Genomic DNA, 14,266 nt, shown 5'->3' with positions numbered 1-14,266 from the left:
CCGTTCCGGAGCGCGCTGCGCCGAGCCTACTCGACGCCGAAGCTCGAGGTGTCTCCGACGAGACGGGTGTGGTCGGCGGGGACCGGCTCGACCGCGGCGAGGGCGACCTCGGCCGCGAACTCCGCCACGTTGTAGAGCTTGCCCGCCTGCTCGCGGCGCTCCTCGATGGCCCCCGGGTTGAGACGGTTGAGCAGCGTGGCCGTGACGGTGCCCTCGATCATGTCCCCGGAGACCACGACGAACTCGATCCCCCGCTCGGCGAGCGCCGGGATCCGCTCCCGCAGCGCGTCCTCGCCGGCGCGCTTGGAACGCGCGACGGGCTCGTACTCCGGCATCGTCGGCGTGGTGTTGATGAAGTGCGCCTGGTGGCTGGTCACGAAGACCACCCGGGCCCCCTCGCCGAGCAGCGGCAGTGCGGCATCGAGCACGCGCAGCTGCGCGTCGCGGTTGAGCTGCAGCGCGTAGTCCTCCGCCATGCCGCTCTCCATGCCCCCCGAGGCGTTGAGCACGAGGATGTCGAGCCCGCCGAACTCATCGCGCACCGCGGCCATCAGCTGATCCACCGACGCCGCGTCGGTGAGGTCGGCGCCCTGCACGAGCGCTCGGACGCCCAGCTCGCGGAGCTCGCCCGCCAGCTTCTCGGCGCGCGGCGCCTTGTTGCGGAAGTTGATGACGACGTCGGCGCCAGCCTCGGCGAAGTACCGGACGGTGTCGGCGCCGACGCCCCGCGACGATCCCGTCACCAGGGCTCGGCGTCCGGTGAGGCTCTGCGGTTCGAGTGGCTGTGACACGGGTGCTCCTTGCGTGGGAAACGAGGCGGTGATGAGGTTTCCACTGTACTCGAAGCCGCTCGCGGCCCCGGGATACGGGCGAATCGGACGAGACTCTATCGCCACCAAGGCGCGGCATGTACTCTGCAACCGAGGAGACACGATCGACGGGGCCTCGAACAGCCGGGGTCCCCGCACGAGGGGAGGATCCCATGGCCGAGCGAACACTCCGCGGAGCGAGGATCGGTTCGACGAGCCTGCAGGGCGAGGAGGGGATCGAGCTGGCTCCGCGCCAGCGGGTCGAGTACCTCACCGACAAGGGCACCCGGTTCACGGTCATGTTCGACGCGGACGCCGAACCACCGGCCGAGTGGGCCGATCAGCGCAGCGGCGAAGTGGGGTTCCTCGACGACGAGGCCGGACGCGCCGCGCGCGCCGAGTTCGAGGAGAAGGGCTCGTCGCAGCGCACCCACTGGGACATGCTGCTCGAGCGGCGCACGCGCGAGGAGCTCGAGGTCCTGCTCGAGGAACGGCTCGAACTGCTGCGTTCGCGGCGCTCGGGCGGCGCGTAGCCCGCGCGGACGTTCCCGCTATCCCGCGTCGCGCGCACGCCGACGTCGCGCGACCAGGCTCAGCGTCGAGCCGCCGATGAGACCGGCTGCTCCGAGGGCGACCCACGCGCCGCAGATCCACGCGCCGAAACGGATCGCGGGCGTCTCCCCCGCGTCAGCGGCACGTCGGCCACCATCGCCTCGGCGGTGAAGGGCTCCAGCCGCGCGAGGTCGCGGCCGTCGGGCGCGACGATCGCGCTCGTGCCCACGGTTGAGATGTTGACGAGCGCGCGCCCCGTCTCGACCGCGCGCAGTCGCGCGATCTGCAGCTGCTGGGCGCTCTCGGCGGTGCGCCCGAAGTCGGCGTTGTTGGTCTGCGCGAAGATGACCTGGGCGCCGTCGTCGACCATGCGCTCCGCCTGATCGTCGAAGATGATGTCGAAGCAGATCGCGATCCCCGCGCGGATCCGTTCCGCGGTCTCGCCCACGGGGACCTCGATGCTCGGCGACCGCGTGCCGGTCCGGTAGTCGAGCTGCACGAGATCCACGAGATCCGGCGCGAGCGCTCGGAAGAACTCGCGGTTCGGCATGTATTCCGCGAATGGCACGGGATGCATCTTGTCGTAGCGGACGCCGGCGTCGCCCTCCCCGTCCACACGAGCGAGCTGTTGCTGTAGCCGCCGTCGGCATCCTGCAGCACCGAGCCGAGCACGATCGGGGCGCCGGCCTCGCGGGCGAGCGCGGCGATCTGCACCTCCGCGAGCGGGTTCCTCGGCAGGTTGAACTCCGCGCTGTTCTCGGGCCAGACGATCACGTCGACGCGTTCGCCCTCGGCGCGGAGGCGGTCGACGACCTGCTGCGTGGCGTTCAGGTGCGCGCGCAGCACGTCGCCCGATTCCCGGTCGTCGAAGATTCCGGCCTTCGCGTTCCCCTGCACGGCGACCACGCGCAGCGTTCCGGTGCGCTCGACCGGCGCCACGGGCACGACGGCGAGCAGCGCGAGGATGAGCGCGGTGCCGAGCACGGCGAACGCGGTCGGGATCGCCACGATCCTGGCACGGGAGACGATGCTCGGCGCCCGCGATCCCGGATCTTCGTCCGACGCGGACGTGCGGGTGGCCTCGGGAGCCTCGGCGGCGGCGCGCTTCGCACCGAGTCGCTCGAACAGCACCGCTACCGGCACCGCGCAGGCCAGCGCGATGAGCGCGCTGAGCCCCGAGAAGCCGAGCCAGGACACGAGCGAGGCGAGCGGCGTCTCGGCCACGAAGTGGGCGAGACGCCCCCAGGGAACCCGCCGTAGGGCACGGAGCCCTGCAGTTGCTCGCGCAGCGTCCAGACCCCGGCGACGGCCAGTGCGACGGCGACGACGCGCAGCCAGGGACGAGCGGGGAGCAGCGCGAGCCCGCGGGTCGCGGCGGCGACCGCGATGCCCATGAGCAGGTACCAAGCCGCCATCACGACTCCGAGGCCGAGCCACGGAACCGGGCCGAGATACAGCGTGAGCCAGGAGAGCACCGGGAACCAGAAGCCCGCCCCCGCTGCTGCACCGGCGAGTGCGGCGACGCCGAGCCGCTGCCGCCAGACGGCGGCGAGCACGAGCGGCACCGCCGCGAACAGCATCGGCCACCAGGAGAGCTGCGGAGTGGCGAGACCGAGCAGCCAGCCGCCGAGCGCGGCGAGCGGGATCGCGACCCAGAAGCGCAAGCGCACGGCGGCCCCCGCGCCGATCAGGATCCTCACGACGTGCTCGACGCTTCGACGATGCCGCGCCGGATCCGCTTCTTGCCCTCGCGCGCGAGCGCACCCAGCTCGGCGAGGCCCGCAGCGGCGCCAGCCTCCGATTCGGCGGCCTGCGCCACCTGGTCGAGCAGATCGATGGTCTGCTTCGCCCAGCGCACGAAGTCGCCCGCGCTCATCATCCCGTCTTCCAGGATGCGGGTGAGGGACTGCCCGTTCGCCCAGGCGAACATCGACCAGGCGAGGCCGGCGTGCGGCTGCGCGGTGCGCGGCAGCCGGTTCCGCTCGGCGAGCTCGTCCAGCCCCTCCCAGAGCTCGAGCGTGCGTTCGAACGCGCCGCGGAACGCCCCGGAGGGCAGACGGCCCTCGGGCTCGTCATCGCGACGCGGCTCGTAGCTCAGGGCGCAGCACATGGCAACGATGCCGGAGGCGTCGAGACCGCGCCAGGCACCCCGACGGAGGCACTCGGCGACGAGCAGGTCGCGGTCGCCGTAGATCCGGCACAGGATCGTGCCCCAGTCGGTCACGGCAAGTTCGTCGCTCTGGGCGGACTCGGGCGTCAGGTACTCGAGCTCGGCGAGCATGTCGACCACGCGATCGAAGGTCCGGGCGATCGTGCCGGTGCGGGCGGTGATGCGGCGACGGCCGCGCTCGATCTCGCGGCGCAGCTTGCGAGCTCGCTCTTCCCAGCGCACGCGGTCCTTGCCGTGCGCGCGCTTCGCGGCGGCGTCGTATCCGGCGAGCGAGTCCTGCTCGGCGCGGAGCTCGCGCGCGTCGTCGACCACGGCGCGGTCGGCCTGGAACTGCGCGAACGAGAGCTCGAGCGTCTCGCGAGCGCGCTCGAAGCTCATGCGCTGCAGCAGGTTCACGGCCATGTTCGGCGTCGGGCGGAAGCTCGACCGCACCGGGAACGAGCGCGTCGACGCCAGGTGCGCGACCGCTTCGAGGTCGGTGCCGTCGTTCCACACGACCACGGCGTGCCCCTCGACGTCGATGCCGCGGCGGCCGGCACGGCCGGTCAGCTGGGTGTACTCCCCCGAGGTCAGCGGTACGCGCTGCTCGCCGTTGTACTTGTCGAGCCGCTCGATCACGACCGAACGGGCCGGCATGTTGATGCCGAGGGCGAGCGTCTCGGTCGCGAACACCAGCTTGACGAGGCGCTCCTGGAACAGCTTCTCGACGATCGATTTGAACACCGGCAGCAGGCCGGCGTGATGGGCCGCGATCCCTCGCTCGAGCGCGGAACGCCACTCGCTGACGCCGAGCACCCGGAGATCCTCGGGATCGAGCCCGTCGAGCTCGCGATCGACGATGCGCCGGATCTCGTCGCGCTCCTCGCGCGTCGTGAGCCGGATACCCTCGAACAGGCACTGCCGCACGGCCTGATCGCAGCCGTTGCGGCTGAAGATGAAGACGATGCCCGGGAGGAGACCCGTCTCGTCGAGCGCGCGTGCAATGTCGCCGCGGGAGATCCGGGGCGAGCGCCGCTGCGGCGGACGGCCCCGGCTGCGCTCGCGTCCGCGGCCGCCCGGGCGACCGCCGTCGAGCCGGAGCAGCTCCGGGTTGAGCCGGCCGCGCGCCGCCAGCTCGCCGTCGCGGTCGACGAGCAGCGGCAGCAGTGCACGGGTCGTGAGCACGTGCTGATAGAGCGGCACCGGGCGATGCTCCGAGAGGATCACGTCGGTATCGCCGCGCACCGCGTGCATCCAGTCGCCGAACTCCTCGGCGTTCGAAACCGTCGCGGACAGCGAGACCAGGCGCACGTGCCGCGGCAGGTGCAGGATGATCTCCTCCCAGACGGCGCCCCGGAATCGGTCGCCGAGGTAGTGCACCTCGTCGAGCACGACGAAGGCGAGCTCCGTCAGCGCCGCCGACTCGGCGTAGATCATGTTGCGCAGCACCTCGGTGGTCATGACCACGATGGGCGCATCGCCGCGCAGGTTCACGTCGCCCGTCAGCAGGCCGACCTGGTCCTCGCCGTACGCGTCGCAGAGCTCGCGGAACTTCTGGTTCGAGAGCGCCTTGATGGGCGCCGTATAGAAGATGCGGGCATCGCGCTCGCGCCGCGCGAGGGCGACGGCGAACTCGGCCACGGTGGTCTTGCCCGAGCCCGTCGGCGCCGCGACGAGCACGCTGCGGCCGGACTCGAGCCGCTCGCACGCGGTGCGCTGGAAGCCGTCGAGGGGGAAGCCGAGCGACGCGGCGAACGCATCGAGCGCGGGGAACGATTCGGGCTGCGCCGAGGTCTCCGCGCTCGGGATCGATTCGCTCACGCGATGCCGCCGTTCGGCTCGTCCAGGCCGTACTCGGCGAGCTCGGCGGCGCGTCTTCTGTCGACCCGTCTGTCGTGCAGCACGGCGATGAAGCCCGCCCCCAGGTAGAGCACGACCATCGGGATCGCGAGCAGGAACATGCTCATGACATCGGCGGCGGGAGTCGCCAGCGCGGTGAACACCATGATGCAGAGGATCGCGATCCTCCAGCTCCTGAGGATCGAGCGGCCGCGCAGCACGCCGATGAAGTTGAGGAGCACGAGGAACACGGGCAGGACGAAGCCGACCCCGATGGCGAGCATCAGCTTGAGGACGAAGTCGAGATACTTGCGCGGATCCATGAACTGCGCGTCCTCGGGCGGCGCGAAGCTCGTGAGCAGGTGCACGATGTTGGGGAACACCACCCAGCCCGCGTACGCGCCCAGGAGGAAGAGCGGAACGGCGGTGCCGATGAAGGCGACGCCCCAGCGCTTCTCCTTCCCGGTGAGGCCGGGAGCGAGGAACGCCCAGATCTGATACAGCCAGACCGGCGAGGAGATGATGACCGCGATGAAGAACGCGATCTGCAGCTTGAGGTCGAAGGCGCCGGAGACGTCCTGATACGCGAGTTGCGCGTTGCGCCCCTCCTTCGCGATCCGCTCGATCGGGCCGCGCAGCATGTCCCAGACGTAGTCCGAGAGCAGCCAGCCCACGACCATCCCGAGCACGATCGCGATACCGGCGATCATGAGCCGCTTGCGGAACTCGACGAGGTGGTCGCCGAGACTCATACGCCCCTCGGGATTGCGTTTGCGGCGGGTCTTCACGGGCACCACGACAGTCTAATCCCGCTCGTCGTCGTAGAGCCCGAGAGCCTGCTCCGCCCAGGCCCTCACCGCGGCGCGGGCGCTCTCGGGCGAGACGATCTCGACTGCGCCGGGCGCGGCCTGCACGAGGGCGACGGCGGTGCCGGGGTACCAGAGATCGACCGTGGCATCGGCCCAGCCGTCGCGTCCGACCGGGCCGGTCTCGAGACCGAAGTCGGCGAGGCGCGGTGCGGCGTCGAGACGCACGCGGATCCGACCGCGCTGCGCTGCGGGGCCCGACGCGGCGCCCGCGGAGAACCGCGTGGCCGGTGCCGCGGACGCGGGCCGGGCGGCTGCCTCGTCGAGCTCGCGCAGGTCGCGCATGCGGTCGATGCGGAACGTGCGCTCCTCACCGCGCTCCAGGCAGAACGCCCGCAGGTACCAGGCGCCCGAGGACTGCCGCAGCTGCAGCGGCTCGACGGACCGCGCGCTCTCGCTGCCGCGGGCATCGCGATAGGCGAAGGCCACTCGGTGGCCGTTGCCGATCGCGCCGACGAGCAGCGGGACACGCGCGTCCTGGGGGTCCGCGGTGACGGACAGCGCGCTCGGCGGCGCGGTGTCTCCGAACGCGCCGGCGAGCTTCGCCGCGGTCCGCTCGGCGCGCTCGCGCTCCTCCGTCGGCAGCATGCCGGTCAGCATCTGCAGGCCGGCGATCAGCGCAGCGCGCTCCGCCGCCGAGAACCGGGGCGTATCGTCGACCGCGACGACGTGCGTGAGGCTCACCAGGTCTTCGTCTTCGAGCGCGGTCCAGTCGATGTCGAACAGGTCCTCGTGCTGGTAGCTCTGCGTCTCGCCGGGAACGCCGGCGGTGCCGAGGAAGCGCACGAGCTTGCGCAGCAGGGCGGGCTCGACGTCGAAGGTCTCGGCGAGCTCGGCGACGGGAGTCGGACCGTGCTCGCGCAGGTAGGGCACGAGCGCGAGCAGGAGCACCACTCGGTCGGGTGTCTGGAGCTGGCTGCGCATCAGTCGGTCTCCCGTTCGGCGGCAACGGCCGCGGGCGCCGCATGGCGGCCGGCGATCCCGCGCAGCTCGGCGATCACGGCAGCGCGCAGCTCGGGCGGCTCGACGACCGCCACATCGGCGCCGAACGCCGCCAGCTCCTCGGCGAAGGCGCGGTAGTCGAGCGTGCCGAGCTCGAGCCGCACGGTCGCCTCGCACCCGGGCTCGGCCGGGTCCTCGTGCAATGCGGCGCGCGGGCTGAGCCGGGCCTCCGCCACGCTGCCGCGACGCACCTCGAGGGTCGCGCGCTGCACGCGCTCGAGTCGCAGCAGTTCCTCGATCTCGGCATCGACGCGATCGCGCAGCGCCGGGTCGAAGGTCTCGCGTTCGGTGCGCACGCCCCCGACGATGCGGGAGAGCAGGAACACGCGCTCGTCGTCGCGATCCAGATCGTGGGCGATGAGATGCCAGCGCCCATCGGCCCGGTGCAGGCGCAATGGCGCGACACGGCGTCCGAGCGGAGCGTCGCGGTGCGGCAGCTGATAGTCGAAGCGCACCACCCGGCCCGCGTCGATGGCGCTCTGCAACGCCGGCGCCGCGGGCTCCGGGATGCCGAGACGCAGGGAGACCCCGAGGTGCTGGACGTCGAGGCCCGCGCCGAGCGATTCCAGTTTCATCGCGGCGCGCCGGGACTCGGCGGTGAGGCTGCCCTCGCGCCACGCCATCGCGGCGAGACGGAGCAGCGTCAGCTCGCGCTCCGAGAATCGCAGATCGCGCGGCACCTGGAGCAGTTCCTTCGAGATGCGGTAGCGCGTGAGCTGCGTGTTCCCGGGCTCCTCCGGGGAATCGATCGTGTCGATCGGGATCCCGATGGCGCGCAGCTGATCCTTGTCGCGTTCGAACTGCCGCTCGAGCGCGTCGGAGCGCTCGCCGTGCTGGTAGCGATCGGCATAGCCGTAGACGCTCGACAGCAGCTCGCGCTTGGTCGCACCCTGCGGGCTCGCGACGAGCGCGAGCACGAGGCTGAAGACGCGCTGCTCGCCGGGGACCGACGAACGGGGCGCGCCCGAACGCTGCGATGCTGCTGCGGCCACGACCTACCCTGCGGCGAGGATGTCGACCACGCTGACCGTGGCCTTGCCGCTCGCCTGTGGCTCCATGATGACGACCTGGGATCCGACGCGGAGTCCCGTGAGCTGCTTGCGGAAGGTCACGCCCGACTGGCTCATCTGGGCCTCGTTGCCGAGGCCGACCGGACCGGTCGTCCAGGTGTTGTTCTGCTCCTGGCCGTCCCAGTCGACGGTCAGCACCTGGGCGATCACGTTGTTGTCGGCGGTGACGCGCAGTCCATCGCCCTCGATGCGGGTGGCGGTCTTGACGGACTTCGGAGCAGCCTGCGGGGGCAGGACGATGCCGGGGCGACCCGAGTCGAGGTTGGTCACCGCCGGGAAGCCCGAGGGCAGGGTGCCGGGGGACGCGACGTTGCCGGTGTTGCGCACCGCGAGGACGTCGACGATGAACACGACCGAACCGCCGGACTTCGCGCCCGACTGCTCGAGCAGCTGCGCGCTCTCCTTCGGCTCCATCGCGACCACGACGCGGTCCCCCGGAGCGGTGCAGCGGAGGCCGTCGGTGAGCGCCGGAATGCCGCTCCCCTTCTTCAGCAGGACGAACTCGCTCGGGTTCTCGGTGCCCATGCGCTGGCTCTGGTGCACCGTCTGACCGGTTTCGGCATCGATCGCCTGCATGTTGATCGAGAGCAGCGCGCCATCGCGGGCGACGGTGGTCGAGTCGCCCGTGTGCGACACGATCGTGCGCTGCGAGTCCTCGATCGAGACGCCCTTCGGCACGGTGGCCTTCGGGACCGAACCGGCCTTGCCCTCGACCGTGACGCTGTTGCTCAGCGACCCCTCGCTGAGCGCCGGGCCGCAGTCGGTGCGGTCGAGCTGCGGCGCGGAGCTGCACCCGGTGGTCGCACCGACGAGCAGCAGCGCCAGCGCAGCGGTGGCGGGAAGGATGTGACGGCGCATGGAGACCTCTCGAAGCGATTCTGTCGAACCCCGTCATCCTATCCGGTGCGGGGCTTCGGATACTGTCAGCCGATCACTCGGCGGTGGGCGCGGCGTCCTCGGCGGCAGCGCCGAAAACGGCGTCCTCGGACCCGCTCGCCCGCTGCGCGGCGAGCTTCTGCGCCTCGCGGGCCTTCTTGCGGAGCACCTTGTCGCTCTTGCTCCACTGACCGATCGATTCGGGGGTCCACTCGCTCTCGCCGCCCTCGACGAGGTCGGGCATCCAGGCCGCCAGGTCCTCGTCGGTGAACTCGCCCTTCGACGCACGACGCTTGAGCTGGGGCAGCTGGGTGCCCGGCGCGAGCCGGCGCGCGGTGATGAGGAAGCCCGTGTGCGCGACCATGCGGTGGTCGGGACGCACGGCGAGCCCCTCGACGTGCCATCCGCGCACCATCGTCTCGGAGGCCTGCGGGTGGGTGTAGAGACCGCTGCGGCGCAGTTCCTCGGCGACGCGCGACAGCTGGGTCACGGTCGCGACGTAGCAGATGATCACACCGCCGGGCTTCAGCGCCTCGGCTGCGACGCCGACGCACTCCCACGGAGCGAGCATGTCGAGCACGACCCGGTCGATGCTCCCCGCTTCGCAGGTCGCGGGCAGCACCTCCTGGAGGTCGCCCACGGTGACGGACCAGTTGTCCGGCACGGACCCGCTGAACGCCTCGATGTTCGAACTCGCGATCTCGGCGAACTCGTCACGGCGCTCGAACGAGAACAGGCGGCCTTCGCTGCCGACGCCGCGCAGCAGGTGCAGCGACAGCGCGCCCGAACCGACGCCGGCCTCGACCACGCGCGCCCCGGGGAAGATGTCGGCGAGCGAGAGGATCTGCGCGGCGTCCTTCGGGTAGACGATCGCGGCCCCGCGCGGCATCGACATGACGAAGTCCGAGAGCAGCGGGCGCAGGGCCAGGTACTCCTCGTCGTTGCTGTTGCGCAGCACCGAGCCGTCGGGCAGGCCGACGAGCTCCGAGTGGCGGATCATGCCGCGGTGGCTGTGGAACTCGCCGCCGTCGACGAGCGTGATCGTGTTCAGACGGCCCTTCGGGCCGGTCAGCTGCACACGGTCGCCGTAGCGGAACGGGCCGCTCAGCGCCGGACTGGCGGTCTCGGTCTCGGAGCGTTCGACGTCGCGGCTCATGCGCGGCTTCCCTTCGGGTCGGACACGAGCGCTCCGCGGGCTGCGGGCTCGGTGACGGTTCGGGGACCGGGATCGGTCCCGCGGAGTTCGGTGAACGCGCGCGCCACGGCGGCGACGTCGGCGCCGGCGAGCGAAGCCCAGAGGGCATGCGCGGGGGCGCCGCCGAGGTCGACGAGATGCGGCAGGCCGATCGCGACCGCGCCGGAGGCCGCCGCGGAGCGGAGCCCCGTCGGCGAGTCCTCGAACGCCAGGCACGCCTCGATGGGCACGCCGAGCGCCGCGGCACCGCGCAGGTAGGGGTCGGGGTGCGGCTTCTCGTGCGCGACCTCGTCGCCCGCGACGATGGCGCCGAAGGTGCCCGGGGGCAGCAGCTCGGCGACCTGGTCGGCGAGCGAGCGGATCGACATCGTGACGAGGGCGCACGGCACGCCGGACTCGCGGAGCTCGGCGAGCAGTTCGACTGCGCCGGGCCGCCACGCGGGCTCTCCCGCGGCCAGCTGCGCCCGGACCTCCCCCGCCAACTCGGCGACGATCTCGTCGGCGCTGAGGTCGACCCCGCGCGCGCGGAACAGCTCGGCGGCGTCCCAGAGGCCGGAGCCGATGAGCTGCTCGCGCAGCTCCGCATCGAGCTCGACCCCGTAACGGGAGAGCATCGCGTCCTCCGCGACGATCCAGAGCGGTTCGGAATCGATGATCGTGCCGTCCATGTCCCACAGCACGGCAGCTGGTTGCGCGGTATTCATCGCCGCCCAGTCTACCGAGCGGCCGGGGACTATCCTGGTTGGCATCCCGATCCCGGGCCAGCCGCCTCTCCCGGCACCGACGCGAAGGAGCCCAGCCCCGTGACCCGACAGCCGCACCCCGACCCCGCTCGGGTGCTCATCGCCGCCTTCGAGGGCTGGAGCGACGCCGGCTCGGCCACCACCACGGCGCTGCAGCACATCGGAGAGCTGATCGGCGCGGAGGTCCTGCACACGATCGGCGCCGACGGCTTCGTCGACTTCCAGGTGCACCGCCCCCGTGTGCGATTCGACGAGCAGGGGCATCGCGTGCTCGAGTGGCCCGAGACCCGGCTCTACGGGACGGTGCAGCGCCCGGGCGAGCCGAAGGATCCCGCGGCCGAGACCGTGCGTCGGATCGACGGCACTCCGGTCACCGACCTGTTCCTCCTCGCGGGCGTCGAGCCCGCGCGCGACTGGACCGCGTTCGCCGACGAGGTCGTCGACGTGATCGAGGCCTGGGGCATCGACACGGTGATCCTCCTCGGCGCGATGTTCTCGGACGCTCCGCACTCCCGCCCGATCGCGGTCTCGCTGTCGAGCGACGATCCCGAGCAGCGTGCCCGCACCGGAGCCCAGCGCAGCGACTACGAGGGGCCGGTCGGCATCGCGTCGATCCTCGCCTTCTCCCTCGCGGAGGCCAACATCAGCTCGGTGTCGCTCTGGGCGCAGGTCCCGCACTACGTGCACAGCGTGCCGTCCCCGAAGGCGACGCTGGCGATCCTCGACAAGCTCGAGGAGCTGCTCGACGTCGTGATCCCCCGGGGTGAGCTGCTCACCGAGTCGAACGACTGGGAGGCGAGCATCAACCGCATCGCCGCCGACGACGAGGACATGGCGAGCTACATCCGCCGACTGGAGGAGGCGAGGGACGCGAGCGCGTCCCCCGAGGCCACGGGCGACGCGCTCGCGTACGAGTTCGAGAAGTTCCTGCGCGACGACGAACCGGACGCGGACGGCGGGACGCCCCCTACAGCTTGACGCCGAGCAGCGCCTCCGCCGCGTCGGCGAGCAGCTGCGGCTCGTCGACCCCGCCGTCGAACGCGGCGTCGAGCGTCGCGAGCATGACCGGAGTGTCGAGATCGTTCGCGAGCGCCGCGCGCAGGCGCTGCAGCACGGTCGCCGCGGGCTCCTCGCCGGTGCGCTCGAGCCCCGTGCGCCACGCGGCGAGCCGGCGTGAGGCGACCTCGAGGTCGGCGTCGTGCCACTCCCACTCCGAGCGGTAGTGGTGCGCGAGGATCCCGAGCCGGATCGCCGACGGGTCGGCGCCCCCGTCGAGCAGCTTCGAGACGAAGACGAGGTTGCCGCGCGACTTCGACATCTTGTGCCCCTTGTAGGAGACGAGGCCGACGTGGCAGTAGGCGTGCGCGAGGGGGTGCCCGAGAGCGCCGTGGCGTGCGCGGCGGTGAACTCGTGATGCGGGAAGACCAGGTCCTCTCCGCCGCCCTGCACGGTGAACGCGTTGCCCAGCGCGCGTGCGGCGATCACGGCGCACTCGATGTGCCAGCCGGGCCGGCCGAGCCCGAGCACGGTGCCCCAGCTCGGCTCTCCCTCGCGGGCCGCGCGCCAGAGCAGCGGATCGAGCGGATCGCGCTTGCCCGCGCGATCCGGATCGCCGCCGCGCTCGGCGCTGAGCAGCGACATGAGCTCGCGGTCGTACGGCGCGACATCGCCGAGCCGCCACTGGGTCTGCTCGGATGCCGCAGCAGTGTCGAAGTAGAGGTCCTCGCCCGTGGCGCCCGGGCTCGGCACGGTGTAGGCGAGCCCGCGCTCGCGCAGCCGCTGCACGGCGTCCGCGATCTCGTCGATGCACTCCGTGACCGCCACGAAGTGCTCCGGCGGCAGCATGCCGAGCCGGTGCATGTCGGACCGGAAGAGCGAGATCTGCGACTCGGCGAGCTCGCGCCAGTCGACGCCCGTCGCGTTCGCCCGTTCGAGCAGCGGGTCGTCCACGTCGGTGATGTTCTGCGCGTAGACGGCCTCGATACCGGCGTCGATCCAGGCGCGCTGCAGCAGGTCGAATGCGAGGTAGGTGGCCGCATGCCCGAGGTGGGTGGCGTCGTACGGGGTGATCCCGCACACGTAGAGCGTGGCGCGGCCGCCCTCGATGGGCGGGTGCTCGAGGCGTCCGGTGGCCGTGTTGAAGACGCGCGGAGCCGCGCCCTCGCCGGGCAGCTCCGGGATCTCGGGTCTGGTCCAGGTCCTCACAGGGCGGCTCCGACCGACGCGGTCTGCGCGATCTGGCCCGCCGCGTTCGCCGAGCCCGCATCGGCCGCGAGCACGCCGGTGGCGAGCAGCACCATGAGCACGACGCCCAGCAGCACGCGGTAGATCACGAAGGGCAGGAAGCTCCCCTTCGAGATGTAGCGCATGAACAGGCCGATCACGAAGATCGCGACCACGAACGCGATGACGGTCGCCACGAGCGTCAGGCCCATGGGCGTCTCGCCGGCGGGCTCCTTGAGCGCCTTGAAGAGCTTGTAGAAGCCCGAACCGAAGACGGCGGGGATCGCGAGCAGGAACGAGTAGCGGGCCGCGGCCTCGCGCTTGTAGCCCATGAGGAGGCCCGCGGTGATGGTGCCGCCCGAGCGGGAGACGCCGGGGATCAGCGCGAGCGCCTGGGCGAGGCCGTAGATCAGGCCGTGCTTCCAGCCGAGCTGGTCGAGCGTGTGCACGCGCTTGCCCACCCGGTCGGCGATGCCGAGGAGGACGCCGAAGACGATGAGCATCGTCGCGACCACCCAGAGCGACCGGAAGGTCGTGTCGATCTGGTCCTGGAAGAGCAGGCCGAGCACGACGATCGGGATCGAGCCGAGGATGATCCACCAGCCCATGAGCGCGTCCGGGTCGTTGCGGGGCACGGTGCGACCCGCGAGCGAGCGGAACCAGCGCCCGATGATCCGGACGATGTCCTTCCAGAAGAAGACGATGACCGCGGCCTCGGTGCCGATCTGGGTGATGGCGGTGAACGCCGCACCGGCGTCGCCGATCCCCATGAGCTCGCTCGCGATGCGCAGGTGCGCGCTCGAGGAGATCGGGAGGAACTCGGTGAGTCCCTGGATGATCCCGAGGAGGATCGCCTGAATGAAGTCCATGACCGCCCTTTCTGGCGCAGGAAGGTCCGTGCCCCCGCACAGACCAGCGTCCACCCTAGTACGGCGGGCGGAC

The 14,266-nt window shown here is 71.5% G+C and carries 13 protein-coding genes and 1 pseudogene; 2 read left to right on the top strand and 12 right to left on the bottom strand.

Annotation, left to right across the window (positions count from 1 at the left end):
• Positions 1 to 26: 26 nt before the first annotated feature.
• Positions 27 to 791: an SDR family oxidoreductase gene (locus AB3K78_RS05135; RefSeq protein WP_416446727.1), complete on the bottom strand. Its 765-nt coding sequence runs from the start codon at positions 789 to 791 to the stop codon at positions 27 to 29.
• A gap of 191 nt (positions 792 to 982) precedes the next feature.
• Here AB3K78_RS05135 and AB3K78_RS05130 point away from each other — a divergent pair, with 191 nt between their 5' ends.
• Complete coding sequence (locus AB3K78_RS05130) at positions 983 to 1,342, top strand: RNA polymerase-binding protein RbpA (protein WP_416446725.1); 360 nt, start codon at positions 983 to 985, stop codon at positions 1,340 to 1,342.
• Positions 1,343 to 1,401: 59 nt separating this feature from the next.
• Here AB3K78_RS05130 and AB3K78_RS05125 read toward each other — a convergent pair whose 3' ends face one another.
• From AB3K78_RS05125 to AB3K78_RS05085, 9 genes are all read right to left on the bottom strand, one after another.
• Positions 1,402 to 1,929: a nitrilase-related carbon-nitrogen hydrolase gene (locus tag AB3K78_RS05125; protein ID WP_416446723.1), complete on the bottom strand. Its 528-nt coding sequence runs from the start codon at positions 1,927 to 1,929 to the stop codon at positions 1,402 to 1,404.
• A 565-nt stretch (positions 1,930 to 2,494) separates the two neighbouring features.
• Positions 2,495 to 3,061, bottom strand: a complete 567-nt coding sequence (locus AB3K78_RS05120) for a hypothetical protein (RefSeq protein WP_416446721.1) — start codon at positions 3,059 to 3,061, stop codon at positions 2,495 to 2,497.
• A complete protein-coding gene (locus tag AB3K78_RS05115) occupies positions 3,058 to 5,331 on the bottom strand; it encodes a DEAD/DEAH box helicase (protein ID WP_416446719.1) in 2,274 nt (757 codons plus the stop codon). The genes AB3K78_RS05120 and AB3K78_RS05115 overlap by 4 nt, the downstream gene beginning before the upstream one ends.
• The gene (gene tatC / locus AB3K78_RS05110; RefSeq protein ID WP_416447306.1) at positions 5,328 to 6,101 is read right to left on the bottom strand and encodes a twin-arginine translocase subunit TatC; all 774 of its coding nucleotides are present in this window, start codon (positions 6,099 to 6,101) and stop codon (positions 5,328 to 5,330) included. The genes AB3K78_RS05115 and tatC overlap by 4 nt, the downstream gene beginning before the upstream one ends.
• 51 nt (positions 6,102 to 6,152) lie before the next feature.
• Positions 6,153 to 7,139, bottom strand: a complete 987-nt coding sequence (locus tag AB3K78_RS05105) for a helix-turn-helix transcriptional regulator (protein ID WP_416446717.1) — start codon at positions 7,137 to 7,139, stop codon at positions 6,153 to 6,155.
• Positions 7,139 to 8,209, bottom strand: coding sequence for a helix-turn-helix transcriptional regulator (locus tag AB3K78_RS05100; protein WP_416446715.1), 1,071 nt, complete (start codon positions 8,207 to 8,209; stop codon positions 7,139 to 7,141). Before AB3K78_RS05100 ends, AB3K78_RS05105 begins: the two co-directional genes overlap by 1 nt.
• A 3-nt stretch (positions 8,210 to 8,212) precedes the next feature.
• Positions 8,213 to 9,145, bottom strand: a complete 933-nt coding sequence (locus tag AB3K78_RS05095; protein ID WP_416446713.1) for a peptidylprolyl isomerase — start codon at positions 9,143 to 9,145, stop codon at positions 8,213 to 8,215.
• 73 nt (positions 9,146 to 9,218) lie between these two features.
• Positions 9,219 to 10,319: a tRNA (adenine-N1)-methyltransferase gene (locus AB3K78_RS05090; protein WP_416446711.1), complete on the bottom strand. Its 1,101-nt coding sequence runs from the start codon at positions 10,317 to 10,319 to the stop codon at positions 9,219 to 9,221.
• Positions 10,316 to 11,062, bottom strand: a complete 747-nt coding sequence (locus AB3K78_RS05085; protein ID WP_416446709.1) for an HAD family hydrolase — start codon at positions 11,060 to 11,062, stop codon at positions 10,316 to 10,318. Before AB3K78_RS05085 ends, AB3K78_RS05090 begins: the two co-directional genes overlap by 4 nt.
• A gap of 99 nt (positions 11,063 to 11,161) precedes the next feature.
• On the opposite strand from AB3K78_RS05085, the gene AB3K78_RS05080 reads away from it, so the two are divergent.
• Entirely contained in the window at positions 11,162 to 12,079 is a 918-nt protein-coding gene (locus AB3K78_RS05080; RefSeq protein ID WP_416446707.1) for a PAC2 family protein, read from the top strand.
• On the opposite strand, the pseudogene mshC reads toward AB3K78_RS05080, so the two are convergent.
• Positions 12,069 to 13,306 (bottom strand): annotated as a pseudogene (gene mshC, locus AB3K78_RS05075) (cysteine--1-D-myo-inosityl 2-amino-2-deoxy-alpha-D-glucopyranoside ligase). The gene AB3K78_RS05080 and the pseudogene mshC sit on opposite strands and share 11 nt — an antisense overlap.
• Positions 13,303 to 14,193, bottom strand: a complete 891-nt coding sequence (locus AB3K78_RS05070) for an undecaprenyl-diphosphate phosphatase (RefSeq protein ID WP_416446705.1) — start codon at positions 14,191 to 14,193, stop codon at positions 13,303 to 13,305. Before AB3K78_RS05070 ends, mshC begins: the two are co-directional and overlap by 4 nt.
• Between the last annotated feature and the right edge of the window lie 73 nt (positions 14,194 to 14,266).

This window comes from Leucobacter sp. HNU, assembly GCF_047946755.1.
Taxonomy (GTDB): Bacteria; Actinomycetota; Actinomycetes; order Actinomycetales; family Microbacteriaceae; genus Leucobacter.
This window is presented reverse-complemented; position numbering and strand designations above follow the sequence as displayed.